Source organism: Neobacillus soli NBRC 102451 (genome assembly GCF_001591665.1).
GTDB lineage: Bacteria > Bacillota > Bacilli > Bacillales > Cytobacillaceae > Neobacillus > Neobacillus soli.
This window is the reverse complement of sequence record NZ_BCVI01000053.1, coordinates 72,298-95,268: the sequence shown is the minus strand read 5'-3', so window position 1 is coordinate 95,268 and position 22,971 is coordinate 72,298. Positions and strand designations below refer to the sequence as shown.

19 protein-coding genes, 1 pseudogene and 2 riboswitches are annotated in these 22,971 nt (G+C 37.4%); of the genes and pseudogenes, 6 read left to right on the top strand and 14 right to left on the bottom strand.

Annotated features, from left to right (window positions below):
* Positions 1-320: 320 nt before the first annotated feature.
* The 8 genes from BSO02S_RS18390 to BSO02S_RS18355 all read right to left on the bottom strand — a co-directional run bounded on the left by BSO02S_RS18390 (position 321) and on the right by BSO02S_RS18355 (position 6,757).
* Complete coding sequence (locus tag BSO02S_RS18390; protein ID WP_066070746.1) at positions 321-1,151, bottom strand: phytanoyl-CoA dioxygenase family protein; 831 nt, start codon at positions 1,149-1,151, stop codon at positions 321-323.
* Between the two features lie 186 nt (positions 1,152-1,337).
* Positions 1,338-2,114 (bottom strand): Cof-type HAD-IIB family hydrolase, encoded by a 777-nt coding sequence (locus BSO02S_RS18385; protein ID WP_066070743.1) that lies wholly within the window; start codon positions 2,112-2,114, stop codon positions 1,338-1,340.
* Positions 2,115-2,132: 18 nt separating this feature from the next.
* Positions 2,133-2,396, bottom strand: coding sequence for an HPr family phosphocarrier protein (locus tag BSO02S_RS18380; RefSeq protein ID WP_066070740.1), 264 nt, complete (start codon positions 2,394-2,396; stop codon positions 2,133-2,135).
* Positions 2,397-2,497: 101 nt separating this feature from the next.
* The gene (locus tag BSO02S_RS18375) at positions 2,498-2,821 is read right to left on the bottom strand and encodes a PTS fructose-like transporter subunit IIB (protein ID WP_066070736.1); all 324 of its coding nucleotides are present in this window, start codon (positions 2,819-2,821) and stop codon (positions 2,498-2,500) included.
* A 53-nt stretch (positions 2,822-2,874) separates the two neighbouring features.
* A complete protein-coding gene (locus BSO02S_RS18370; RefSeq protein WP_066070733.1) occupies positions 2,875-3,945 on the bottom strand; it encodes a PTS fructose transporter subunit EIIC in 1,071 nt (356 codons plus the stop codon).
* Between the two features lie 30 nt (positions 3,946-3,975).
* Positions 3,976-4,446, bottom strand: coding sequence for a PTS sugar transporter subunit IIA (locus BSO02S_RS18365; protein WP_066070767.1), 471 nt, complete (start codon positions 4,444-4,446; stop codon positions 3,976-3,978).
* Positions 4,447-4,877: 431 nt separating this feature from the next.
* A complete protein-coding gene (locus tag BSO02S_RS18360) occupies positions 4,878-5,717 on the bottom strand; it encodes a sugar phosphate isomerase/epimerase family protein (protein WP_066070730.1) in 840 nt (279 codons plus the stop codon).
* Positions 5,718-5,779: 62 nt separating this feature from the next.
* Positions 5,780-6,757 (bottom strand): PfkB family carbohydrate kinase, encoded by a 978-nt coding sequence (locus BSO02S_RS18355; RefSeq protein WP_066070727.1) that lies wholly within the window; start codon positions 6,755-6,757, stop codon positions 5,780-5,782.
* 277 nt (positions 6,758-7,034) lie between these two features.
* Between BSO02S_RS18355 and BSO02S_RS18350 the strand changes: the two genes are divergently transcribed.
* Both BSO02S_RS18350 and BSO02S_RS28690 read left to right on the top strand, forming a co-directional pair.
* Positions 7,035-7,871: an AraC family transcriptional regulator gene (locus BSO02S_RS18350; RefSeq protein ID WP_066070723.1), complete on the top strand. Its 837-nt coding sequence runs from the start codon at positions 7,035-7,037 to the stop codon at positions 7,869-7,871.
* 192 nt (positions 7,872-8,063) lie between these two features.
* Positions 8,064-8,201: pseudogene (locus BSO02S_RS28690) on the top strand (PTS fructose transporter subunit IIA); the annotation flags it as partial.
* Between the two features lie 147 nt (positions 8,202-8,348).
* On the opposite strand, the gene BSO02S_RS28685 reads toward BSO02S_RS28690, so the two are convergent.
* The 3 genes from BSO02S_RS28685 to BSO02S_RS18340 all read right to left on the bottom strand — a co-directional run bounded on the left by BSO02S_RS28685 (position 8,349) and on the right by BSO02S_RS18340 (position 10,888).
* Positions 8,349-8,456 carry a DUF3789 domain-containing protein gene (locus BSO02S_RS28685; RefSeq protein ID WP_425320368.1) on the bottom strand — a complete coding sequence of 36 codons (108 nt, stop codon included), beginning with the start codon at positions 8,454-8,456 and terminating at the stop codon, positions 8,349-8,351.
* A 48-nt stretch (positions 8,457-8,504) separates the two neighbouring features.
* Positions 8,505-8,591, bottom strand: a riboswitch (cyclic di-GMP riboswitch).
* 446 nt (positions 8,592-9,037) lie between these two features.
* Positions 9,038-9,985: a mannose-6-phosphate isomerase, class I gene (manA, locus tag BSO02S_RS18345; protein WP_096190927.1), complete on the bottom strand. Its 948-nt coding sequence runs from the start codon at positions 9,983-9,985 to the stop codon at positions 9,038-9,040.
* Between the two features lie 39 nt (positions 9,986-10,024).
* Entirely contained in the window at positions 10,025-10,888 is an 864-nt protein-coding gene (locus BSO02S_RS18340) for an ROK family protein (RefSeq protein WP_066070717.1), read from the bottom strand.
* Positions 10,889-11,160: 272 nt separating this feature from the next.
* Between BSO02S_RS18340 and malX the strand changes: the two genes are divergently transcribed.
* The 4 genes from malX to BSO02S_RS18320 all read left to right on the top strand — a co-directional run bounded on the left by malX (position 11,161) and on the right by BSO02S_RS18320 (position 16,705).
* A complete protein-coding gene (gene malX / locus BSO02S_RS18335; RefSeq protein ID WP_066070714.1) occupies positions 11,161-12,738 on the top strand; it encodes a maltose/glucose-specific PTS transporter subunit IIBC in 1,578 nt (525 codons plus the stop codon).
* 63 nt (positions 12,739-12,801) lie between these two features.
* Positions 12,802-13,986 (top strand): MalY/PatB family protein, encoded by a 1,185-nt coding sequence (locus tag BSO02S_RS18330; RefSeq protein ID WP_066070712.1) that lies wholly within the window; start codon positions 12,802-12,804, stop codon positions 13,984-13,986.
* A gap of 32 nt (positions 13,987-14,018) precedes the next feature.
* The gene (locus BSO02S_RS18325; protein WP_066070709.1) at positions 14,019-14,807 is read left to right on the top strand and encodes a MurR/RpiR family transcriptional regulator; all 789 of its coding nucleotides are present in this window, start codon (positions 14,019-14,021) and stop codon (positions 14,805-14,807) included.
* A 680-nt stretch (positions 14,808-15,487) separates the two neighbouring features.
* Entirely contained in the window at positions 15,488-16,705 is a 1,218-nt protein-coding gene (locus BSO02S_RS18320; protein ID WP_066070706.1) for an IS110 family RNA-guided transposase, read from the top strand.
* A gap of 685 nt (positions 16,706-17,390) precedes the next feature.
* A riboswitch (cyclic di-GMP riboswitch) is annotated at positions 17,391-17,476 on the bottom strand.
* Between the two features lie 1,389 nt (positions 17,477-18,865).
* Here BSO02S_RS18320 and BSO02S_RS18315 read toward each other — a convergent pair.
* The 3 genes from BSO02S_RS18315 to BSO02S_RS18305 form a co-directional block, all read right to left on the bottom strand.
* Positions 18,866-19,927: a hypothetical protein gene (locus tag BSO02S_RS18315; protein ID WP_066070703.1), complete on the bottom strand. Its 1,062-nt coding sequence runs from the start codon at positions 19,925-19,927 to the stop codon at positions 18,866-18,868.
* A 372-nt stretch (positions 19,928-20,299) separates the two neighbouring features.
* A complete protein-coding gene (locus BSO02S_RS18310; RefSeq protein ID WP_066070700.1) occupies positions 20,300-21,391 on the bottom strand; it encodes a glycosyltransferase in 1,092 nt (363 codons plus the stop codon).
* A 60-nt stretch (positions 21,392-21,451) separates the two neighbouring features.
* Entirely contained in the window at positions 21,452-22,840 is a 1,389-nt protein-coding gene (locus BSO02S_RS18305) for a sugar phosphate nucleotidyltransferase (RefSeq protein WP_066070699.1), read from the bottom strand.
* Between the last annotated feature and the right edge of the window lie 131 nt (positions 22,841-22,971).

The following is a 22,971-nucleotide window of genomic DNA, read 5'->3' as shown; positions in this document are numbered from 1 at the left end:
AGAAAACCGTCGTTTGGAACCGTTGCCTTGGTAAAGGAGAAAGTTAAGAAGGAAAAAAGAAAAAGTGAAAGAAAACTAGAAAATTATTAAAAAGGAGAAAAAAGGGAACAAGGTTTATTCGATACCCTATTCTCCTTTTTTCCATTGATAACAAACGGTAGATGTAAAATTTTCGGTTTTATTCAATTTACTTACTATTATTCAAGGCTAGTGGACCTGACCCCAAGTGAGAGTTAAGGTTATTTAATTAATGCACTATTTAATGAAATCTACATGACGGAGGTATTAATATTTTAGGAATACTCTCTTAATATTTTCTTTTAAAACGCTCCTTCTACATCTAATAAGTATCTTGCTGCAGGAGAAATCCTATCATACGTTTCTTTCGTAATATATTCACGTTGATTTTGCTGTTGTTTAAATTCTTTTGCAACATAATAAGGATGTAATACTCTTCTGGATTCACCAGAAAGATTATTTGTACCCCCATGCCATAAATGACTATTCATCACTGCTACCGTTCCTGCTTTACCAGTTACCAATACTTGCTCTGGATGATCCGCCAGACGATTTTCTAGATAAAATTGAGGAGCTTTTTTCAAATGAGTACCTGGAACGACTCTAGTCGCACCATTATCTTCTTTAAAGTCATCTAGCATCCATAATGAAATGGCGACATTGAAAGGATCAGCTGGATTTCTGTAATCTCCATCCTTTTCAAGCACACCTTCTTCAAAGAAAGAGTCATTCCAATCTTCATGCAATGCCTGTAAACCATGACCTTTAACAGCATCGCGTCCATTCATAGCTGAAACTTTAAAATCTCTCTTAATAATGTGATAAATGGCAGCTAAAACTTTCGGATGTGTATAACAGCCATCGAAGACTTCGCCTTTATTCATAAGGTCTGATAATCGACGGGTACCTGCCTCTTGATGAACTTCTGTACCTGCTTTAGCCCCTTCAATTGCAACTAACTCGTCGTACTTTTCTTTTAATTCATTTAACCATTTCTCATCAATTAAATTTTCAAAGACAACAAAGCCTTTCTCATCTAAATCCTTTTTTTCTTGTTCAGACAAGGTGTTTTCATTTACACCAAACAGAGTAAGCGCCTCGGTAAAGGAATTAATTTTTTCTTTAACATTCATTTTCATTTCCTCCTCGTAATATTGGTTATTGTTTTCTAAGTTATCTGATTATTATCATACCCCTAAAGGGCTTTGGTTTAAATGCATTTTATTGTTATTAAACTATTGGATATTGTTATTATTGACAACTTAACAATGGTGGAATTTCCATTGGAAACGAAATGCCGATTTCCCCAATTACTAGTCCTATGCGAGAATTCCCAATTCCTTTAACCCATTAAATATTCCATCATCATAACAAGAAGTTGTAATGATATCGGCAGCAGCTTTTGCTTCAGGAACCGCATTCCCCATAGCAATGCCTATTCCCACTGAAGAAAGCATTTCCAGGTCATTTAACCCATCCCCAAAAGCGTAACAGTTCTCATTTTTTATGCCGATTACGTCAAGCAGTTTACCTATACCGACTGCCTTTGAACAGCCCTTTGGAAGAATATCGATAGCATGATCATGCCATCTTATAAAGCCGCATTCAGGAAACCGCTGAATATACCTTTCTTCCTCTCCAGAATGACAGAAAAGATGACCTTGATAAACAGAGGCATTTTTATAAAAATCTCGGTTAACAGGAGGATAATCTACTTTTAATGTGTTATAACTGGATAATACTAATGGATTATTTTCTTCGCTGATTGTAATATGATTATCGTGACAGTAGGCTATCGCATGACCATTGCTTTCTACCATATCCGATAAATCATTCAGTAATTGAAGGTCCATCGGATTCGAATAGATTTCTTGCCCCTCAAATACGACATACTGACCATTTATGGAAACATGAGAATGGATATTCAGTTCCTCGCGAATCCAGTCAAACATTTGTGGAGACCGGCCAGTAGCAATGGCCGTATAAATCCCCCTATCCTGAAGCATACGAACAGCCCTTTTAGTAGATTCCGGTATGACCTTTTCTTCGGTCAGAAGTGTTCCATCTATATCAAAAAAGACAATTTTCTCTTGCAAAATGACGCTACCTCCTTTCTATTCTCCAAAATTACTATTAAATAAAGCTTCAATCTTAGAAACTGTCTCTGCCTCATCCGGACCGTCAATCTTAATAGTAATCTGTGCCCCCTTTTGTGCTCCAACGCTCATAATGCCCAGTATACTTTTAGCGTTAAATTCTTTTTTACCTTCCACCAACATCACTGCGGATTTGCTTTGGCTGGCCATTTGCACCAGCAAACTGGCCGGCCGGGCATGGAGCCCTTGTTCATTTGTTATCGTATAGTGTCTTTCAATCATATGAATATCCCCCTCAAATTTTATATTTGATTATTAAACCTCATACAAAAGGGAAATAAGGATAAATGACAACCCTTATTTCCCTTTTTCTATCATTCCCTTTATTTTTGTACCTTTTGGGCAATGACTTCTTCAGCCTTTGCAACAATAATATCGGCTTTACGAACAACATCTCCAACACCTACATTAATGATCGGCTTTCCAGCAAAGCGTTCCTTGTTTTTGATTGCCATATCCTTCGTCAAGATAATAATATCGGCATCGACCACTTCCTCAGCCCTAATCGTATTTTCTATGCCAATGGAGCCCTGAGTTTCAACTTTAATCGTGTGGCCTCTTTTTTTAGCTGCCTTTGCTAATGCTTCCGCTGCCATATACGTGTGAGCCACCCCTGAAGGACATGCTGTAACACCAAGAATTTTCATATTATTTCCCCCTCAATTAATGTAAAGAATACTTACTATCTATTAAGCTGCTTTTACATTTCGATTTCCATTGCTAAAAAATCATCTTCTTCTTTTTCTTCCGTCTCGACTTTTTCTACAACCTGCTTTTTCAAAGCGTTAACCATAAGGGCAGTAACGAATACACCTACCAAGGTAGCAATGATATAGCCAATAATATTGTCTACAACAGGCAAGACAATCCAGCCACCCCAAGGAGCATGGTTTCCTACACCTAGGAGCATCGCCGTAACGGCACCAACTGCTGAGCCTGTCATTAAGGAAGGAATCACTCGCAGTGGGTCCATAGCCGCAAACGGAATAGCACCTTCCGTAATTCCAATCGTCCCCATTAACAAAGCAGCTCTGCCGTTTTCACGCTCTTCATACGTGTACTTTTTGGGTGCCAAAAGGGTAGCCAACCCCATGCCCACGGGAGGAACCATAATCGCAACACCGACTGCCCCCATCACATTATAAATACCTGAACCTACAAGACCTACGGCAAAGGTGAAAGCTACTTTGTTGATAGGCCCCCCCATATCAAACGCAATCATTAACCCAAGAATGATGCCTAGAAAAATTTTGCTGCCACCGCTCATCGCTGTCAGCCAGCCAGTAAATAGGTCCATAACGGTCGCTATTGGTGTACCAATCACGAATAACATGAGTCCGCCGACAATTAATGTCCCAATAATAGGAATAATAAAAATGGGCATAACAGACCTAATTGTCTTAGGAACAGGTATTTTCTTCAGATAGAAAACGACAATACCAGCAACAAGTCCAGCAATAAGACCCCCAAGAAATCCTGCTCCAACCTGACTAGCAATTAATCCACCAATTGCTCCCGGGGCTATCCCTGGACGGTCAGCCATGGAAAAGGCGATAAATCCAGCCAAAATCGGAATCAACAGGGTAAAACCAGCAGCCCCAATTTTGAATATTCCGCCGAGGATATAGGATTCCGGTTGAGCAGGCTGTCCGGAAAGTAATACAGAAAGAGCCAAAAGGATCCCGCCAGCCACAACAAAAGGAATCATATAGGAAACCCCGCTCATCAAATGTTCCCGGGTGCGTTTCATTAGATCAACAAATTCACTCATCAAAATCCCCCTCCTGCCTATTTTTTATTATTACGATTCGATTACTTTCTGTTGAGTTACCTCGTTCAATAATTCAGAAATCTCCTCACTTGTTGCAGCTTCTAGTAGTTGTTGGCGGAAATCTTCATTTATTAAAGCTCTGGACAACAAGGCCAAAATCCTAAGATGTTCATTTGAGGCTTTCTCCTCTGGAACAGCAAGTAAAAAAACAGAATGGACAGGCTCTTCATCAACGGATTCCCAATCAATCCCCAATTCTGAGCGGCCATAGACAATCGCTGTCTGCTTCACTTCTGGAGATTTCCCATGGGGAATAGCCACACCAAATCCTACCGCAGTATTTCCAATTTCCTCTCTTTGAAATACATCTTGTAGAAAACCATCCTTTGAAAATAAGTAACCTTGTTGTTCTAGGCGCCCCGTTAACTCAATGATTGCATCTTTTCGTTCTCTAGCCTTAAGATTTAATTCTATCAATTCCGTTCTAACTAACTGTGTCATAATAACCTCCAGGATAGTTTTTAATATGATATAATAATTGCGAAAAGCGCTTACATAAATGTTTGCTGTAAAAACATCACCTCTTACCTCTTCATTTGGTACACAAATTATCAATTTAATGTTTCCTAATAATATTATTACTGTTTTCCAACTTATCTGATAATTATCATAACTTTAAAACATAGCGAATTAAATGTATTTTATTGCTATTAACCTATTAGATATTGTTATTATTTACACCGTGATTATAGTGAAAACTAAAAATAGACAATTACTCTTCGTCATAAGCCTCATTTGCCTTATCCAAGCACTCCCAACATTCACACCTATTTCTCTCCATTTTCGACAACTCATTTCCACAAGAAATACATATATTCATTTGTAAAATACCCCCTTCGAGTAAAAAGTTTTATCAATTATTAATTCAACTATTAAAGTCCATATTTCCCCATAAGCTCTCTAAAAAATTGCCTTCCTTGGGAAACCAGCATTTCACTAGTTGGAGCTAACTGTCTCCAAACATAATTTCCTTTAACGTCTACTACGCATTCAATTGATGCATAGCCTTCATAATTAATTTCTCTCAGTGCCATAAAAAGATCATCCCAATTTACTTGTCCTGTACCAGCAATCCCTAGGTCATTTTCATTTAAATGCACATGAAATAGATCATTACCTGCTAGTTTGATCGTCTCGTAAAGACTTTTTTCCTCTATATTCATATGGAATGTATCCAGATGAATTTTCAGATTGGATTCTCCAACCATTTCTTTCAAATGCAGTGCTTGCTCACAAGTATTAATGAGACAAGTTTCAAATCTGTTTACGGGCTCGATTCCGATATTAATACCAAACCGCCCCGCATATTGGGCGATTTCACGTAAGCCCTCTGCGGAATACTTCCATAAATCATTTTCAAGAAAAATGTTGGTGCGGTTAAACTGTTTAGTATAGATAATCCCTGAAAAAAATTTAGCTCCCATTTCATTAGTGGCATCAATACATCGTTTTAGATAACTAATTCCATTTTTTCTTACTTCCTCATCACAACTGGTGATATCAACAGAATCATCCACTAATATGGTGGAAGTACAAACTTCTAAATCTATGTTTTTCAGTGTGTCTTTTAGAGCTGGCACATCTAACTCATTAATATTCATAAGTGGAATTTCAATAAAATCAAATCCTATATCTTTTACATGATTAATAATAGATTTAGGATCTTTATTCCATTGATGACGCCATGCATTTGCTTGAACACCCAACTTCATTTTTATTCCTCCAATACCTTTTTCACTTTTAAAATAAGATAGTTACTGGTTTCTTGAAACATTTATTGAGGTTGAAGAAATTCGTTAATACTCTCTACTGATGGCAAAGCTGTCATGGCGCCTCTTTCTGTAGTCGTAATAGCTCCACATGCGTTAGAAAACTGCAGGATGTTATCCAATGTTTTCCTATCGTTAAAATACCCATGTATATTCTCTTTTTGAATACTGAGTAATGCCAGTTGATATAATAATCCTCCGACAAATGCATCTCCAGCACCAGTCGTATCAACCGTTTTTACTACAGGAGCGGAAATGTCATTAGAGATCGAACTTGTATAGTAACTGCAGCCTTGATTTCCTTTCGTGACAACAATTAATGAGATTCCCAGATTTAGAAGCTTCTCTACTGACTTTTTTTCATTGTCCTCCTCAAATAAGAAGGATAATTCTTCCTCACTTATTTTTAAAATATCCACAGAAGAAAACAAAGGTAAAATAGTGGAGCGTACGTCTTCATGACTAGTCCAGAATGGAAAACGAATATTTGGATCAAAACTTATTAAGGCTCCCTTTTGTTTAGCTACTTCCATTCCTTTTTCCGTTGCTTTGCGGCTGACATGGTACGATAAGGAATTGGAGCAAAAATGAAAGATCTCATTCCCTGAAAACCACGATTCATCCACCTCTTCTGCTGAAAATATCATGTCTGCTGAAGGAGATCCGTAAAACTGGAAGTCCCTTTCCCCGGTTTCATTTAGTGAAACGAAAGCCAAGGCCGTTTTGGCCTTTTTTGTAAATAGTAGATATTCCGTATTTACGTTATAACCTTTTAAACAATCACTCAAAAAATGTCCAAAACTATCATCACCAATTTTACCTGCAAAATAACTATTTCCTCCTAATTTAGCAACAGCCACTGCTACATTAGCTGGTGCACCCCCTGGATTCCTTTTGAAAGTTTCAACCTTCGTTAATCCAAGACCATTCTCGGTAGGAATAAAATCAATTAAAGCTTCTCCAAATGAGATGATTTTCTTCACTTCCTGTCACCACTTTCTTTTTTATTTCAGATATTTTAATTTATCTTTCCCGGTAATTAATAGGAGGGGATTGAAAATCCTACAACGAGCAAAGCCCATACCTCCTGACGTTTATTTCAAAGTTAGGAATTTTACTGCCAATCAAAGAAATAAATTACTTAGACTATATATTTTTGTTATTTTATAAATAATTATATAATATAAACATAGTTAAAATATGAGTTATCGTGTCATGAAACTATTGAATCTTGTTATTTTACTAAGGGGATGACCTTATATGGCTCAACAAATCATTAAAAGTAATTCAGCTCCAATTATTCACTATTCGGGAATAAAACACGTAAAAAAAGGGGAGCGTTTTTTTAAACCAATGCACAATCACCCCGACTGTGTAGAAATATTACTCATACTCGAGGGTGAAGGGACCTACAATATAGATGGCACTAATTATAAGGTGGAACCTCAATCAATCGTCATATACAACCAAGGAGTATGGCATGAAGAAAAAGGAGAAATTGATAAACCACATAAAATGCTGTATGTAGCTTTTTCAAATGTAAGTATTGAGGGTCTTCCTGAAGGACATGTAATAAATAAAAATGTTCCACCTATTATTCCAATTGAGAACTTTATAATAGTTGAAGAGTTATTTAAGGAATTAGTTAAGGAAATGGAGTCAAAGGATTTTGAATCATACTGGGTGGCAAGAAATTTGGCAGGAGCACTTTTGGGGTTTATCTTAAGAAATATTTATAAAAGGAAAACAAATAATAAAAAGCAGAACTCTCACAAAATTATTGTGGAAGCTAAACACTATATTCAGGAAAATTACCATCAAAATATTACATTGCAAGAACTCGCAAAAATTTCGTTTATTAGTCCCTATTACTTATCCCATATATTTAAAGATTTAACAGGTCAAACGCCATTTCAATACCTGATGCAATACAGAATAGAAGTTGCTAAACACCTTCTATTAAACTCAAACTCAACCATAAATGAAATAACCTACCAGGTAGGGTACCAAAGTGAAACTCACTTCCAAAATCTTTTTAAGAAGATTGTAGGAACTCCTCCGGGGAAATATCGAGAAATCAAGAAAAAAAGCGATTGACTTGAAAATCAGTTAAGAGGGATTTTTTGGAATGGCAAAACAGGATTCAGCAATCTAACTGCCTGCAATTAATAATGAGGAGCTTTAGTCATACCGCAATGTGACTGATTATGAACTTGTTAAATATGTGAGAGGCCGCGTTGCCGGCCTTTTTTACTTCAGAACCGACAAATTTCTATCCATTTCCCCAAAAACGGCAATTCAAAAGCAGTAGTAAAACCTTCAGTCGTATTTGGTCTTAAAAAAGATGGCGTCGATTGAGAAGCCTATGACGGAACACTAGCAAAACTAATCTTCATGATTGCTGTTCCAGAAGAAGCAGCTGGCAATGGATAAAATGCAAGACTTGATTAGAAGTGGTGAGTACAAGTATAGTGCTGCGGGGCTAGCAGCTACATTACGATAAGCTCTAATAATTGGTTAATAACAAAAAAGCAATCCCAAAATCGGGATTGCCTAGTAAACGCCTTCATTTAATTATTGTGATTCAAGGAGTTGGTCTCCCCGTTTAGCGGCAACCATGAGACTCATAATAAATACCATAGAGAACGAGCCAACAAATAAACCTGCAAGAAAAATCAACATAGATAACCTCCTAGAGTATGTTTCATAATTCGTAGTAAGGTGATCATATTCGGTAACTGGCTGGCATAGCTTTTGAAAACCTTAGCCCCTTTAGTTTTGCGCCGCCATCTTTCAATGGTTTTGCCCTTTCGTACGAACTATGTGTTTATTTTCATATTATACTATATTTTACAAGTATTAAATAGTCATATTAACATATTTATTATAATAATTAAGGGACTTACCACTCAGACTTCCTTTGATTTCCCAATCATGGTTCGACATTTTCAGAAAAATATGTAGTTAATAATCGAAGGATTAAAATATCAAAGATAATCAATCCATGATTAAATGGATAGAAAGGCATGTCTCATAATTGGAGTGATACATATGGCTGAGAAAGTAGATGGAAAGAATTTTGGTAGTGGCTGTCTTTGGGGTATCATTCTATCTATTCCTTTATGGATACTAGCTTATTTCCTATTTCGTAAACTATTTCACTAATGTGCGATAAAGATATTTGCCAAAAGAAAAAGCGTAAAGACCCTAGAGTGAAAAATTGGTCCTTACGCCTTTTTTGTATTTGGAACAGCTCCAACATTTCATGTATGCGAAACGATCAATTCACAATCTCCATCCACTTCAAATTCACCAAAGCCTACAGGGAGAATCAGATGTGTCCCCTTCTTCAATTCATAATGCTCTCCAGCATGGAAAAGTAACCCTTCCCCCTTAATAACACTGAGAAGCAAATAGTGATTATTAAAGGAAAAAGCAGACTTACCGCTAACATCCCATTTATAGACAGAGAAAAACTCAGACTCAACAAAGGTTGTAATCCTAGCATTTCCCTGCTCCTTAACCACAGGTGTACTCACCGTAACTTTATGCGGAACGGTCGTAACCTCCATTGCCTTTTCTAAGTGAAGGTCGCGCAAATTCCCTTCTGCATCCCGACGATCATAATCATATACCCGGTACGTTGTGTCTGAGCTTTGCTGCGTCTCTAAAACTAGAGTCCCTTCACACAAGGCATGAATCGTACCACTAGGAACATAGAAAAAGTCACCAGGCTTAATCTTCACTCTACGCAGTAATTCGTCCCACTTCCCATCATTTATTTGCTCAACCAATTCCTCTTTAGATGCAGCATTGTGACCAAAGATCATGTCCGCATCTTCTTTACAATCGATGATATACCAGCATTCCGTTTTACCTAATTCGCCATTTTCATTAAGCATCGCAAAGGAATCATCTGGATGAACTTGAACGGATAAGTCCATATTCGCATCCAATATCTTAGTCAAAAGAGGGAATACCGCTCCTTTCGGGTTTCCAAACAGCTCAGGATGCTCCCGCCATAACTTGTCCAATGTCATCCCCGCAAACGATCCATTTTCAACAATAGAAGGGCCGTTTGAGTGTGCGGAGATAGCCCAACATTCCCCTGTATTTCTCGTTGGGATCTCATACCCAAATTCATTTTGTAAGGCGGTTCCGCCCCAAATACGTTCTTTAAAAACCGGTTTTAAAAATAACGGTTGCAAAATAACTACCTCCCAACAGTACATTTTATCTTTGGTTTGCCTTTAAGCCTTTTCTAATTCTTGGTGGGCAAGTATGAGAGCACCTTTAATCCCCGCATCATCCCCCAAACCAGGATTCACAATATACTCAGACAAGTCCGGCAAAACCACATAATGATTAACGAATTCCTGCAAATATCTATATATATAAGGAAATACTTGCTTTTGGTGCATAACCCCGCCACCCACAATAATTTTCTTCGGTGAAAGGATTAACACATATTGCATAAGAGCCTGGGCAAGATAGTATCCTTCCAACTCCCATACCTTCGCACTGTCAACAAGGTTCATCCCTTTGTCCCCCCATCGCTCTTCAATGGCTGGTCCGGAAGCAAGACCTTCTAAGCAATCGTGATGATAAGGGCACCTGCCTTTATACTCATCATCCGGATGCCTCCTGACAAGAATATGCCCCATCTCCGGGTGTGATAATCCCTGAAGGAGTTTCCCTTGCACAATCGCTCCAGCGCCAATACCTGTACCAACCGTTATGTATAAACAACTATCTAACCCCTTGGCAGCTCCAAGCGTAACCTCCCCCAAGGCAGCAGCATTCACATCCGTATTAAAACCAACCGGAACCGAAAAAGCAGCAGTCAATGTTTGAACAAAAGGATAGTCCCTCCACCCTGGTTTAGGCGTCGAAGTAATAAATCCATAGGTATGGCTTTCTTGATTCACATCAATCGGACCAAAGGACCCTATCCCAATCGCATCAATAGGATGCTGCTTAAAAAAGTCAATCACTTTCGGAATCGTTTCCTCAGGTACAGTAGTTGGAATCTGAATCCGGTCATTAATAGTTCCCTTCTCATCCCCGACGGCGCAAACAAACTTTGTCCCGCCCGCTTCAATGGCACCTAACACATTATACACCCTCACAATAATCAACTTTACCCCATTCTATCATTGTTTGCCGGCAAACTTCATACCACAAGTGATTCGACAAACTTCGGGGCTTGACAGGCACTTCTAGTTGCACGTCTAGTTCCGGGGGGTGTCAGGCACCCACACGAATTTGTTTCCCTCAAACAAAAATTGTTTATGCTTACATTTCATTTGAAAGCGGTTGCTATATTACGATAGTGGACGTAAAGTGAAAGTAAATTCAGAAAGTTTTATATAAGGGGGTTTTTGAAATGAAGAAAAAGGAAAAAAAGTCTTCTAAGGGATGGGAGTTTTTTCAGGGGCTTGGTAAGACCTTTATGCTGCCTGTAGCGCTTTTGGCGTTCATGGGTTTGCTTCTTGGTATTGGCAGTTCGTTTACGAGTCCAACTACAATAGAGAATTTACCATTTCTTGACCATAACGTAATTCAGATTATTTTACGATTTATATCAACAATCGGAGGTTTTGCGTTTACCTACTTACCTCTATTATTTGCGGTGGCCATTCCGCTTGGATTAGCCCGCAAGGAAAAAGGGGTTGCTGCTTTTTCCGGTCTTGTTGGTTATATCATTATGCATTTATCGATTAATTTCTACCTAACCGAAACACACAAGCTTGCAGAAGCAGATGTCATGAGACAACAAGGGCAATCAATGGTTCTTGGTATTCAAAGTCTTGAAATGGGCGTATTAGGCGGGATTATCGCTGGGATTATTGTTTATTTTCTACATCAGCGGTATCAAAATGTGAAACTTCCAAATGCATTCGCTTTCTTTGGCGGTTCACGATTCGTTCCGATTATCACCGCCATCATCATGTCCATCGTTGGGATCATCATTCCAATGATTTGGCCATTCTTTACGATGATTATTAATGGAATCGGGAATTTGATTAGCGGTGCTGGGGCGTTCGGACCATTTTTATTTGGGGCCGGAGAGAGATTGCTTCTTCCATTTGGGCTCCATCATATTTTAGTGGCAATGATCCGCTTTACCGAAGCCGGTGGAACAGCCGTTGTAAGCGGAGATACGGTATCGGGCGCCCTCAATATTTTTTACGCACAGTTAAAAAACGGTGGCCCTATCAGCGGTTCGGCAACCGCGTTTTTATCACAAGGAAAAATGCCAACCTTTATGTTTGGTCTCCCTGCAGTTGCGTTAGCCATTTATCACACGGCAAAGCCAGAAAATCGCAAGAAAATTAAAGGACTGCTTATTTCCGGTGTAGTTGCAACATTTGTAACAGGGATTACGGAACCAATCGAGTTTTTATTCCTATTCGTTGCCCCTGCTCTTTATGGAATCCACGTTGTTTTAACAGGACTTGGATTTATGGTGATGGCTTTATTCGGTGTAAGAATTGGGAATACAGATGGCGGCGTTTTGGATTTCTTTATCTTCGGAATCCTTCAAGGCAACTATACAAAATGGTATTTAGTTCTACTAGTAGGAGCCATTTGGTTTGCCCTTTATTATTTTATCTTCCGTTATGCTATTCTAAAATTCAACTTAAAAACACCCGGCCGAGAAGATGAAACGGAAGAGTCGGTGACAGATAGTAAAACAGAAAGTAAAGCTTCAAATGGTAAAACAGGCACCCAAGCAGCGGAACTTTTACATGCCCTTGGAGGTGCAAGCAATATTGAATCATTAGATAACTGTATTACCAGATTACGACTAGTTGTCGACGATATGAACAAAATAGATGAACCAAAACTTAAGAAAAATGGGGCCCTTGGCGTGGTCAAACTCGATGCCCATAATCTTCAAGTAATCATCGGAACCCAGGTCAACCATGTTCGAGTGGAAATAGATAAATTGATGGAATAGGATGAGACACCCCTCATCCTATTTTTCCTAACAAATAAAAGCAAAAAATAGAAGAGGGATATTATGAAAAGGCATTTTGATGAAGTAATCAATCGGAGAGGAACCTATTGTACCCAATGGGATTATATCGAAGATCGATTCGGCATGAGCGATCTATTACCTTTTTCGATTTCCGATATGGATTTTCAAAGTCCTCCCGAAATTCTTAAAATGATGCGCGACCGAACGGAGCATGGAATTTTTGGCTATACACGCTGGAACCACCAGGACTATAAATCAGCCATAACGGATTGGTATAAAAGGCGGTTTGATGCACAAATAGCAGAGGATTGGATTGTCTATAGCCCCAGCGTTATTTATTCGATTGCAAGACTGATTGAAATGGTGTCCGCTGAAGGTGACCATATCGTACTGCAAACACCAGCCTATGATGCCTTTTTCAAATGTATTCATGCATCGAACCGGAAGCTGATTGCCAACCCGCTTGCCTATCAAGACGGCGGGTATACAATCGATTTTAACGATTTAGAAAAAAAACTTTCACATGAAAGAGCAAAAGTGTTGTTGCTTTGTAATCCGCATAATCCAACTGGGCGAGTATGGACGGAACAGGAATTAACAAAAATAGTTCAATTATGCGCGAAGTACCAAGTTCACATTATTTCAGATGATATTCATATGGATGTTGTCTATAATAACCGGAAATTTGTCCCGATTACCTCAGTGACAAAGGATCTTGAACATATTTATATCTGCTCCTCAGCTAGCAAGACGTTTAATACACCTGGCTTAGGGGGCTCCTATGTTATACTTCCTGATGGGGAGCAAAGAGAAAAATTTATGACTTTTTTAAAGAATCGTGATGGGGTTTCAAGTGCTAATATCTTCGGTGAGATTTCAGTCATCGCAGGCTACCGTTATGCAGAGTCTTGGGTTGATGATCTTTGCACCTACTTGTATAATAATATGAAATTAATAAAAGAATTTATCGAACAAGAGATTCCTGCCATCCATTTTGAAATCCCCGAATCCACGTACTTAGCGTGGCTAGATTGTACGGGCCTTCATGCAACGGATCAAGAGCTTCAGTCCGCACTTGTGGAAATTGGAAAGGTGGGGATCATGTCTGGAACGGTTTACGGTGAGAATAATCGGGTCTTTCTCCGCATGAATATTGGCTGTCCACAAGCAAAATTGCTGGATGGATTACAGCGGTTAAAGCAATCGGTTCTTTCTCTTACGCGCTAATGAAAGACGACTTGTTTCAAAAAGGTGATAGCATGCAATCCTTTATTAAACGACTTTTACAGCATAGGGATCAATTAAGTCAACTTGAAAAGCAAGTCTTAGACTATATTATACGGCAGCCCCAAAGAATAACGAATCTGAAACTCGACGAGGCTGCCAAGGAAATGTTTGTCTCAACTGCTACCATTACTCGAACATGTAAAAAGCTTGGTTTTCAAGGCTACCAAGACTTTAAACTGCAGCTCCTTTTATATAGCCGTGAAGACAATCAAGTGGAAAGCCACGATTTGTCAGCAAACTTAGCATTCCATACCAAACGTTATGAAAAAGATATCCGCGAAGTATTAAATAGAATAAATGAAGAGGACTTAAACAAAGCTGCTTCCATGCTTGTTCAAGCCAGACATGTAGAATGGTTCGGTGTGGGCCATTCTTATTCTGTTTGCTGGGATGCATCAAAGAAGCTTCTCCTGTTAGGCAAAAGCAGTATAGCTAGAATCGATTGGGATGACCTAAGAAGCTCTGCCTCCAATCTACAAAAGGACGACCTTGCCATTTTTGTATCATATAGCGGTGAAACCCTGCACATCTTGGAATACGCCCATATCGTCAAAAACCAAGGAACTCCCATTCTATCTATCGTTGGAACACCATCAAATCACTTGAGTGATCTTTCCGATTTTGTTTTCTATACGCCTATCGAGCACTTCTACTACAAAGACGTAGACCTATGCTCCCGCGCACCCTTCCAAATCTTTTTGGATTTACTCCTGCTGGAATATCAAAGGAAGCACGGAGAAAGTTCTTCTGCTTCAAAATGAATGGAACGAAGCAGAAGAACCATTTCCAAACTACCATGGAAAAAGTGAAAATCAGGAAATTCTATTTTAAAAAAAGAAGCTAACTACCTTCCACTTAAAAGTGTTAGCTTCTCTTATATAATCCTCGATATGTTTGGTCTTCCCAATGTAAAAAACTTGTGGAAAGATGATATAAAAATAGGATGAAACGAAAACAAATAGGCTATTCCCTCTAAACTGACAAATATCAACTAATTTCCATAATAAGTGCTGTACTACTCAATCGTTTAATTAAATACTATGTAATCCCTTCTATATAAGGACTTTATTTTATTGATGTGCAAATATTTTGTCGGCAACTTACATACGCAAAAGGACACCGTTCCCCAAAGAATGATTCCATTCTCTTGAACCTACATATTTCAATAAGTTTCCCTCTTTCTCTACCTTAATCAAACATACTAAGATTAGTAGTGCAGACCAAGGCATTGGTTCGCACTACTATTTTTTTATATAGTAGAAGTGAAGATTAGGTCGGTAAACGTTTTGGATCTTTGAATCCGTTATATCAAACTGGCCATCTTCACTTACCTTATTTGAATCAGGTTTAAGTATGTTGGATCCTTGAGATCGTGTATAAGAAATGGGAATCGATAAGTGTAAGATGAAGACTTTAAATTTATTGAGGAGAGAGATTCTACATGAAGCATGTGATTACATTTGATGTTAGTATGGGGAAAAGTTATATGGTAATCTATAACCCTTTAAAACAATGTATTTTTGAGGGTGAAATTCAACACGATAAACCTAGTTTTATCAAAGTTAAAAATAAAATAGACCAAATAACTCAAGGCTATGGGGAATGCCCAGACATTGTTTTTGAGTCAACAGGAGTATACTCTAAACCACTCGAACGTTTTATGGCAGAAAACGATTATTCCTATTGTTTATTAAACCCTCTAGAAGCAAAAATCCAGTGTGATACATTACGAATACATAAAACGGATAAAAGCGATGCACATAAATTGGCCCTTACTCATTTTAATACGGAAAGAAAGATAAAACATTCATCCAATAAAGTGTTTAATCAACTGAAATCCCTTTCTCGCTTTTATAGTGAGCTGGATGATGAATTAACAGTTATTCGTGGTCGATTACATAAAGTTCTACAAGAAACATTTCCTGAACTAGAGACAATATTCAATTCTAAGTCGGAGCTATTTTTAAATATCGTGCAATTATTTCCACATCCTGATTTATTACTTAATCACTCAAAGACAGTGATAAGATACAAAATTATAGCGAATACAAATAAAAACATTTCTAGAAATAGGGCAGAAGAGAAAGCCATAGAACTATTGGAAGCAGCTGAAAAGTCTTATCCAGCCGTATCTTCAGATGACGTATTATGTGAGCAAGTTAAAGTATATGCCGCAAGGTATCAGGAGTTAATGAACCAAAAAGAAGCCTGTATAAAAAATATGATAGCGATAGCTGAGAAGAGATTAGAGTATCAAATACTCCTTAGCATTCCTGGGATAGGTCCTAACACAGCCATAAGGCTGATGGCGGAGATTGGTGATATTGTCAGATTTAATAACAATAAACAGCTTAATGCATACGCAGGTATTGATATCCGTAGATATCAGTCGGGAAAGACTTTTTACAAGGATAGGATCAATAAACGTGGGAACAAGCACTTACGAAAACTGCTTTTCATTATAATACAAAATATGATTAAATTACGCAGAATTGGCAACAATCACATTGTTGATTACTATGACAAATTAAAAACGCAACCCTACAACAAATGTCATAAAGTTGCGTCTATCGCTTGTGTGAATAAACTATTAAAGAATATATTCTTTTTAGTTACCCACAACCTAAACTATGATTACCGGCTAGCCACCAAATCATAGTTATACATACATAGTATCACAAATATAGCCCTATTCAAAAAAATGTAAAAGGATAGGTCTATTAGTCATGTTTTCTTTTATCCCCCAAGCTACAACAATAAATCATAATATTTTATAGAATAATAGCTTGACTAAACGTAAGAAACGTTTAATTGAATGCGTCGGAAAACCCGTAGCATAAGGATTACGTTAGATTGGCGGCCAAGATCTTTGTCAGATAATGAAATGTTTGATTGGATTAGGCTCTGTCTGCATCTACACTCCTTTTCAACAGGTATCGAGATTTACCATAAGACAATCTGCGTTATGGCAGTATGCACGCACTCTTGCCTATCCTTCAATTTAATAACCTACTAATCTTCAATTAGATGGTGCCTGGCACCCGGTTTTCGGGTTATCTACATACCAATCAATAGTTTGAGCAATTTTAGTTTCAACGCTATAAGTAGGTTTCCACCCTTGTTATTGCTTTCGATGAACAAAAAAACAACCCCAGAATCGGGATTGTTTCGTAAACGCTTTCATTTTATTGTTGGGTTTCTAGGAACTGGTCTCCCCTTTTAGCTGCCACCATTAAACTCATAATCGTTAACATCGAGAACGACCCCACAAATAAACCTGCAATAAAGATAAACAAAGTTTAACCTCCCAGAGTATATTCATAATCCGTAGTAAGGTGATCATATTCGGTAACTGGCTGGCATAGTTGTGAAAACCTTAGCCCCTAAAGTTTTGCGCCTCCACTTTTCAATGGGTTTGCCCTTTCGTACGAACTATGTGTTTATATTGATAGTATACCAATTGTTGCTAGTAATAAATAGCCCTATTAACCTATTTATTATGATTACAAAGCGACAACACAGTTCCCCTAAAAAAAAGGTAGTTTATGCCTACTAAGCCTTCAATCAGCTGCCCCTAAATTTCCTGATTTGGGACACACTCCGAATAATATGTAGTTATTACTCAAAGGATACATACATATAAAAAAGGGATCAGAGGATAAGTAACTTCCCACATTTATATAGCCTAATAATTCATCAATACAACACACCGTAGCAATTGTTGGAATATATTATACAAATAAGGCGGGTTTCTACCTTTTTCATCATCACCATTTCGTTATTATATAGTGAACAATAGTAGAAATGAAAGATTTACAATGGCTTCAACAAATCAGTCTATAAAAAGTAAATAAACATTATTTGATTCATCTATAAATGAAGGCGCAATCAATATGTTTTAAACAGACACGGAAGGGAACATAATAGTTATCTACAAAACTACTAAATAGGAGTGGATTTTATGGTTAAGCAAGGGAATCTTTTAGTTGGGTTATTGTGGTGAACATCTCTGAGTGTTCCTTTATGGTTTGCGTTTTTTTTTTCGGTTGGATTAACCTAGTAATTCAAATGATCAATTAAAAAAATGAAGGTTGATAATAACATAATGGGAATTAAGGCCCCCATCTTATTCAAACTTTTATGATAAAGACGGGAGGGCTTAGAATGTCTTTTTTTATCCATTCCATAGTTTAGGCAGTTACGCTTAACGCATGAATAATTCCATTTTAGGTATGTGAAACAATAATTTCACATTCTCCATCCAACTTTTAACCCTAACATACCAGTAGAGTAGATACCGACTCATTCTATTTATCATATGTCGATTCTTTCAAAACAAATGACATTGTACGACCCATTTCTACTAAATTCCCTTTTAATAAAACGTTTGATTAAAAATACCTCAACTCCCTTATCCTCTGGATTCAACCGGCCAGCAACGAAAGAAAAATGTCGAGAATTGACTTTCAAAGATATTTTAAAAAAAGGAACTTAGCAATGTGTCTTAACTAGGGTTATGCCTCTAACTAGGGGCGGCAATAACGATATCTCACTAACGGCGTTCATTAGTGAGACACTATTGGCTGATTTCAATCAACGCACTCACGAGGAGTGCGTCAATCAATATCCTGCTAAATGGCAGAAATGTTACAAAAGAAAATAGGAGAAACTAATAGAAATCCCTTTCGGGGCATCCAACTACCATAAAAACCTATCAATCTTCGATAAAATTAGGGGCGTGCCCGTGATATAAAGACAAAAAAGGCAGGGAGATTCTCTGCCAAACTTCCACACTTACACCATTGTCCCCTGCGGCACATTAAAGGTATCTTTGATCATCTTCTATGATATTTAGGATTATTTCTTGTTCATCTTCGGATAACAACCCATTGATCATTAGTAATGAAATTTTCTTGCTTCCTTCAGCATAGCTAATATATCTTTTTACTAGATATTTATACAAATAATCGATATCATTTACAACCCTTAAAATGTTACCTACGGTTTCCATATGAACTTCTTCATATGTAAATGCTGGTGTTGCAAGTCTAAGGGTATCATACTTTTGTTGTTCATCGGCACTACGTTGTCCTGGTAGTTTATCATGCATTACTGTTATATTTTCCATCATGTATTTTAAAATTAATTCTCTCTCTGGTATTTCTACTGGTGCATTTATAGGAAAAGGTACAGGCATCGCAAAAGGATATACAGGTGCAAATCCATGTTTTAATTTATTGTACATGTCATAATAAGTCATAGAGTCATCTTCTCTACGAACAATTGAAGTAGAAATGGACTCCATGGTATTTACTATTAACTGAGTGGAAGCCTCTATCCCCTTCCAAAGAACCTCAATTTCATTATTTGTTAAATTATTGAAAATCCTATTCAGATTTCCTTTAGATTCAGGTAATCTAAATATTTGTTTAATCTGCCTTCTACCCCGTCTAGAAGTGATAGAATTATAAAATCCCATAGGGTCTGAATAAGCTAAAAAAACCTCTGCAATGTCTTTTTCGTTAATTGTATGTTCTTTGCATGCAAAACAAATACCTGCAAAATCTTCAAGAATGGTACCTAATCGAATAATCATATCACAGTATAATACTTGCAATGTTAAATAGTGGTCAATTGTTTTTTCTTCTATAGAAAAATGATCCTCAAACGTATCATATAAAACCCTGAACATGTGATTACGATGGTTTATTCCAAAATAATGTTTGCTCCATAGTAGATTTAAACTTTCAAATCCTAAAACCCTACTTGCATTTTCAAATCTTTCAATGGAATCGGGAAAAGGAATGACAGTTACATTCTTTCTTTCATTTTCTATATTCGATTCTACTTGAAAGTTAAAATTATTTATTAAAATTTCCATCTATACTTACAACTCCTTATAAAAGATTTTTAAATCCCTAATTTATATCCACTTTCACCAAAATTCTATTGGATTAACATTAACATCTTTCCTGCCAATCATGAAAAAAATTGTCTAGAATAGGATAAGCATTTCGCAGATGAAAAACCTCCTTTCTACATAGTTGGACGTGTACGCATTTAGGCGATTAATACCGGGCCCTGCTCTCTCGCATTCCGCTGGTACCAAATTCTTAATGTTTATAAAAACTGTCTTCTAGCAAATTCTTAATGCCTTCAAATTCAAGTGAATTATCTTTTAAATCTTCATCTAGTTTATTAAATGAAAACCACCTTTCTGCATTGTCTAACCAAGTCAAAGCTCTCCTCTCTCTTAGATGCTGGATTCAGATTGTTTTATTATTCCCATTATACCTGCTGCAATTTCCCCGGCTTGATTATTGTGGTAAGAATCATTCTCTATCATTAATTTCCTCAAATTAGAAATCATTTCTTTATTAACTTGGTAGGTTTCGAAATGATCCCATTCAATCGTTTTGCACAAATGATGTCGTTTTAGGTAATTGATTGTATTTTGATCTTCTTTCATCGAAGGTCTGTTTAGAATTAACAAAGGAACGTTGGCACAAACTGCCTCACCAATCATCCCCCAGCCCGCCTTTGAAATCAGTAAGTCTGATGCGGCAATATAGTTTTGCGATTCCAAATAATCACTAGGTATCTGAAAGACGTTTGGCTGATTCACTTTAAGATTTGAAGATACTAGGAAGACACAGTCAGGGCTATCCCAAATAGGCAGTTGTTCTAGTGAACCTACATCAATTTTCATTCCAAGCCCTAGAAAAATAATCTTCTTATTACCTTCTGGGTCAACTAAATGTCTAATTCTCTGAACTTCTTTTCCATCTACTTCCCTAGAAAAAAATCCGTATTCATTTAAATAAAGATTCCACTGTTCCTGGCTTCCCGCTAAGGAATAAAAGTATGTCATTTTCTGATAGGCTTTCTTAAATGTCTTCAATTCAATATCATCAATTGAGCCTTGATAAGCCGTATACCAAGTAAAATTAGAAATTCCAACAGAAGGAATTCCTAAACTTTCAGCAGCTTCAAAGGGCAATGGTGAAATATCCGATACCACTAAATCAACATTATTGTCACTTAAAAACCCTCGTTCTTTTTGGATATAATGTTGCCAATCAGCAACGAAGCTTTTATATTCCTTGAGTAACCCTACCTTATCAGGATAGATTGACTCCTTTTCCAGAAAGTAGCCGATATCCGTCTTGATATTTCTATAGCTTACTTTTTCACCATTTAGAGATGCCTTAATAAATGGAAGGGCAAAAGAGTGGCAAACAATGATTTTCACTTTAGGTTCTTTAAGAAGTTGCCTAATAACTGCAATACTTCGTGATGCATGCCCATACCCATAATCTGAAATATAATAAGCAACCGTTTTCATTTCACTTCACCTCGAATAACAAAAAAGAAGGGAAAGAACCTATGTCCCATCCCTGTAATCTTATAGAATAACTTTCGCTTTTGACTTATTGAAATGATTAATCACATCATTCCATTCAAAGTACAACCGTGTAAAGTCTTCGTCACTTATGCCGATACCCGTTTGAACTTCAACAAATTCAAGTTCAGAGAATGCTTTAATTCCATGCTTCTTTCCTGCAGGAAGATGGACAATATCCCCGGCTTTCACTCGTGTTAAATAATCATCCAATGCCAATTCACCTTCGCCTCGAACAATGGTCCAAACTTCATCGCGTAGGTTGTGGTAATGGTAGCTTGAATTCTTTCCTGCATGGATACAAATTCGTTTCGTAACCATTTCGTTTCCATCATCGTATTTCGCATAATCAAGGACACGAGACCACCCCCAGATCCGCTCTTCATACATTGGCGGCTGTTCAAATCCACTAATTAGCTCTTTTATTTTTGGACTTGAGGCTTTATCGGCCACTAAGATCCCATCTGGACTTGCAGCCACCACGATATCTTTTAAGCCAAGAACCGTAACGGGAATATCAAGCTCATTGATTAAATGAGTATTTACCGAATCCTCACTTAATACACCTTTACCTATCTGCGATGTAGCCATTTCTTCCGTTAAGGTATTCCAGGTCCCAAGGTCCTTCCAATAGCCATCATAAGGAAGAGCCACAATATGACTTGCCTTCTCAACTACTTCATAATCAAAGCTAATTTTGGGAAGATCCTTATACTGAAGTGATAGTTTATCATAATGAAGTGGTAATCCTTTTTCTATTAATATATCAATGATATATTTTAGTTTAAAAGCAAATACCCCACAGTTCCATAAAGCATTCATTTCGATAAGAGTTTGTGCCTTTTCTTCACTTGGCTTTTCAGTAAAATGATTCACTGTAAAATAAGAATCTCCGTCCATTTCATTCTTAGGAACAATGTAGCCATATTTAGATGAAGGATAAGTAGGCCGTACACCGACTAAAGCCAAATTAGCTTCAGAATCAAGCAAAACATTCTCTAATTCTTTTACCTTCTCAAAAAAGCTGTCTTCTACATAAGGATCAACAGGTAATACAACCACCACTTCATCCTCAGATACATTTTGAATGGAATACAAATAGGACGCCGCTAATGCAATCGCCGGGAAGGTATCGCGTCGTTCAGGCTCAATAATAAGCGGGACATCCATTCCAATCTGACTATGAATCATATCTCTTTGCATTTTAGAAGTAGCAATAACAGAGGAATCAGAAAGAGCTACTGTTTCAAGTTGCCCCCATACCCGTTGAACCATAGATTGCTTTTCTTCACTCTTACCTTCTAAAACTTTTAAAAACTGTTTTGATCTTGTATCATTGGATAAAGGCCATAGGCGCTTACCAGATCCACCGGAAAGTAATACAAGCTTCATAATATCCCTCCATAAAAAAATCAGGCCTCTTGACCTGATTTGATTGTAAGTAAAGTGTTGGTGCGGCTCCTTGCAGACTAATATCGCTTTACATCATATTAATTGAGAATTGCCTAGCAATAGATTCTTTC

Excerpts from the sequence above, each read along its gene's own strand:
- BSO02S_RS28685 (WP_425320368.1), bottom strand. The coding sequence starts at position 8,456 with ATGTTGATTTTTCTTGCAGGTTTATTTGTTGGCTCGTTCTCTATGGTA.
- BSO02S_RS18310 (WP_066070700.1), bottom strand. The coding sequence starts at position 21,391 with ATGAAAACGGTTGCTTATTATATTTCAGATTATGGGTATGGGCATGCA.
- BSO02S_RS18380 (WP_066070740.1), bottom strand. The coding sequence starts at position 2,396 with ATGATTGAAAGACACTATACGATAACAAATGAACAAGGGCTCCATGCC.
- BSO02S_RS18390 (WP_066070746.1), bottom strand. The coding sequence starts at position 1,151 with ATGAATGTTAAAGAAAAAATTAATTCCTTTACCGAGGCGCTTACTCTG.
- BSO02S_RS18315 (WP_066070703.1), bottom strand. The coding sequence starts at position 19,927 with ATGGAAATTTTAATAAATAATTTTAACTTTCAAGTAGAATCGAATATA.
- BSO02S_RS18360 (WP_066070730.1), bottom strand. The coding sequence starts at position 5,717 with ATGAAGTTGGGTGTTCAAGCAAATGCATGGCGTCATCAATGGAATAAA.
- BSO02S_RS18370 (WP_066070733.1), bottom strand. The coding sequence starts at position 3,945 with ATGAGTGAATTTGTTGATCTAATGAAACGCACCCGGGAACATTTGATG.
- BSO02S_RS18325 (WP_066070709.1), top strand. The coding sequence starts at position 14,019 with ATGCAATCCTTTATTAAACGACTTTTACAGCATAGGGATCAATTAAGT.
- BSO02S_RS18305 (WP_066070699.1), bottom strand. The coding sequence starts at position 22,840 with ATGAAGCTTGTATTACTTTCCGGTGGATCTGGTAAGCGCCTATGGCCT.
- BSO02S_RS18320 (WP_066070706.1), top strand. The coding sequence starts at position 15,488 with ATGAAGCATGTGATTACATTTGATGTTAGTATGGGGAAAAGTTATATG.
- BSO02S_RS18330 (WP_066070712.1), top strand. The coding sequence starts at position 12,802 with ATGAAAAGGCATTTTGATGAAGTAATCAATCGGAGAGGAACCTATTGT.
- malX (WP_066070714.1), top strand. The coding sequence starts at position 11,161 with ATGAAGAAAAAGGAAAAAAAGTCTTCTAAGGGATGGGAGTTTTTTCAG.
- BSO02S_RS18350 (WP_066070723.1), top strand. The coding sequence starts at position 7,035 with ATGGCTCAACAAATCATTAAAAGTAATTCAGCTCCAATTATTCACTAT.
- BSO02S_RS18375 (WP_066070736.1), bottom strand. The coding sequence starts at position 2,821 with ATGAAAATTCTTGGTGTTACAGCATGTCCTTCAGGGGTGGCTCACACG.
- BSO02S_RS18365 (WP_066070767.1), bottom strand. The coding sequence starts at position 4,446 with ATGACACAGTTAGTTAGAACGGAATTGATAGAATTAAATCTTAAGGCT.